Here is a 2,929-nt window from a genome sequence, read left to right as displayed (position 1 = left end):
AATTTCTTGCGGCTTGGACCCTAAAACCCCCCCGGGCGCCGGCGCCCTCCCCGCGGCCGCCGCTCGGCCGGGGAAAATGCACCGGCAGGACCAGCGTGCCGGTGTCCGCCACCTCGGCAAAGAATTTCCGGCGCGAGACCGCCGACTGCTTCGGGTCCCAGTCCGGCCGCGCCGACCAGTCGGGCTCGCGGCACTGGATGACATGGTGCATCAGGTCGCCCGCCACCACCGCCCGCTGTCCCCTTGAGAAGATGTTGACGCAGCAATGGCAGGGCGAATGGCCCGGCGTCGGCGACAGCGTGATGAGGTCGTCCAGCGCGTAGTCGTCGTCGGCCAATAGCGCCTGCCCGGCTTCGACGATCGGCAGGCAATTGTCGCGAAACACCTTTCCGGGCGGATTGCTTCCCTTCGCATATTCCTCTTCCCACGCCGCATATTCGCGCTTGTGGAAGATATATTTCGCGTTCGGAAAGGTCGGCACCCAGCGCCCGTCGCGCAGCGTCGTATTCCAGCCGGTATGGTCGATGTGCAGATGGGTGCAGAAGACGTAGTCGATCTGCTCGAAGGTCACGCCGAGCGCGAACAGCTCGCTACGCCAGCGCTCCTTGCCGGGAAAATCGAACGGCGGCGGATGGTCCTTGTTCTCGCCGGTGCAGGTGTCGACCAGGATGGTGTTTCGCGGCGTGCGGACCACGAAGGTCTGGTAGGTAATCACCATCAGCCCGGAGGCGGCGTCGAACACCTCTGGCTCCATGGTCTTCAAATGATGCTTGAAGACCGCATCGTCATAGGCCGGAAAGAAATCCTGCGGCCGCCGCCACGGCCCTTCCCGCTCGATGACGGCATCGATAGTGACGTCACCGATCCTGATTTGCTTCATGGCTGTTTCGCTCCCCTTTTTTGGAAGCGATCTTCGGTGAAGCCGCTCAGCTCCGCAAGCCCGGCGCTTCCTGCCCGGTGCGCGCGACATACTCCGTGTAGCCGCCGCCATATTGGTGGATGCCGTCGGGCGTCAGCTCCAGCACGCGGTTGGAGAGCGCGGCGAGGAAATGCCGGTCGTGCGAGACGAACAGCATGGTGCCCTCGAACTCGGCGAGCGCGCCGATCAGCATCTCCTTGGTCGCCATGTCCAGATGGTTGGTCGGCTCGTCCAGCACGAGAAAATTCGGCGGATCGAACAGCATTTTTGCCATCACCAGCCGCGCCTTCTCGCCGCCCGACAGCACCCGGCATTTCTTCTCGACGTCGTCGCCGGAGAAGCCGAAGCATCCCGCAAGAGCCCGCAAGCTGCCCTGGCCTGCCTGCGGAAACGAATCTTCCAGCGACTGGAACACGGTGCGCTCGCCGTCGAGCAGGTCCATCGCGTGCTGCGCAAAATAGCCCATCTTGACGCTGCCGCCGATCGCGACCGTGCCGACATCGGGCTCGGCCGAGCCCGCAACCAGCTTCAGCAGCGTCGACTTGCCGGCGCCGTTGACGCCCATCACGCACCAGCGCTCCCGCCGCCGGATCATGAAGTCGAGGCCGGCATAGATGCGGCGGCTGCCATAGCCCTTGTGTACGTTCTTCAGGCTCGCGACATCCTCGCCCGAGCGCGGCGCCGGCTGGAATTCGAACGCCACCGTCTGGCGCCGCTTCGGCGGCTCGACGCGCTCGATCTTCTCCAGCTTCTTGACCCTGCTCTGCACCTGCGCAGCATGGGAGGCGCGCGCCTTGAAGCGCTCGATGAACTTGATCTCCTTGGCCAGCATCGCCTGCTGCCGCTCGAACTGCGCCTGCTGCTGCTTGTCGCTGAGCGCGCGCTGCTGCTCGTAGAATTCGTAATTTCCCGAATAGGTGGTCAGCGAGCCGCCGTCGATCTCGACGATCTTGTTGGCGATGCGGTTCATGAACTCGCGATCGTGCGAGGTCATCAGCAGCGCGCCTTCATACCCCTTCAGGAATTGCTCGAGCCAGATCAGGCTTTCGAGGTCGAGATGGTTGCTCGGCTCGTCCAGCAGCATCACGTCGGGGCGCATCAGCAGGATGCGCGCCAGCGCGACGCGCATCTTCCAGCCGCCGGAGAGCTTGCCGACGTCGCCGTCCATCATGTCCTGGCTGAAGCCGAGGCCCGCCAGCGCCTCCCGCGCGCGGCCCTCCAGCGCGTAGCCGTCGAGCTCCTCGAAGCGCGCCTGCACCTCTCCGTAGCGCGCGATGATGTCCTCCATCTCCGCTTCCTGCTCGGGATCGGCCATCGCGGTCTCCAGCAGCTTCAGTTCGGCCGCGACCTCGCTGACGGGACCGGCGCCGTCCATCACCTCGGCGACCGCGCTGCGGCCGCTCATCTCGCCGACGTCCTGGCTGAAATAGCCGATGGAGATGCCGCGATCGGTCGAGACCTGCCCTTCGTCGGGCTGCTCTTCGCCTGATATCATGCGGAACAGCGTGGTCTTGCCGGCGCCGTTGGGCCCGACCAGGCCGATCTTCTCGCCCTTCTGCAGAGCTGCGGAAGCTTCGATGAAGAGGATCTGGTGGCCGACCTGCTTACTGACGTTGTCGAGACGGATCATTGCTGCCTGGGGAATTGCGGTGTTGCGGCCTCTTATTCCATGCAGGCCCGCATTGGAAGCCCCGGAACCCTGCGGGGAGAGCCGTCCTGCGGCGTGCTGATTAAGGACTAGATTGGCCGCGGTCCTGCTGGTGCTTGCCAACGTTCGGGCCGCTGCGGCATGATGCTCCCATGCCGTTCTTTCGGACGGGACCGTATTCAAACAAGCGACGGGCTACGCCCGCCGCATCAGCTTCAGCGTCGCGGTCAGGCGGAGGCTGCGCTTGCCGGCGAGCGCGATGGCTTCGAGCTCGGCGCCGGTTTCGTGGCAGGTGCCGGAAAAGCCGATGCCGATCTCATGGCCGCCGAACACCGGGATCTCGCCGACCGCCGGCGTGTGCT

The 2,929-nt window shown here is 64.9% G+C and carries 2 protein-coding genes and 1 pseudogene; all 3 read right to left on the bottom strand.

Annotated features, from left to right (window positions below; all coding sequences use genetic code 11):
* Window positions 1-880 (bottom strand): MBL fold metallo-hydrolase (locus tag ACT4OC_RS28115; protein WP_444842319.1); only part of this gene is annotated, 880 nt, incomplete at its 3' end.
* A 46-nt stretch (window positions 881-926) separates the two neighbouring features.
* Entirely contained in the window at window positions 927-2,549 is a 1,623-nt protein-coding gene (locus ACT4OC_RS28110) for an ABC-F family ATP-binding cassette domain-containing protein (protein WP_444842318.1), read from the bottom strand.
* A gap of 213 nt (window positions 2,550-2,762) precedes the next feature.
* A pseudogene (locus ACT4OC_RS28105) lies at window positions 2,763-2,929 on the bottom strand (GrlR family regulatory protein); the annotation flags it as partial.

The organism is Bradyrhizobium sp., assembly GCF_052389815.1.
GTDB lineage: Bacteria > Pseudomonadota > Alphaproteobacteria > Rhizobiales > Xanthobacteraceae > Bradyrhizobium.
Note: the sequence above shows the minus strand (reverse complement) of the source record. Positions and strands in the feature narration are given on the sequence as shown.

What these genes read in the sequence shown, in the direction of transcription:
- ACT4OC_RS28110 (WP_444842318.1), bottom strand. Translation starts at nt 2,549, where the DNA reads ATGATCCGTCTCGACAACGTCAGTAAGCAGGTCGGCCACCAGATCCTC.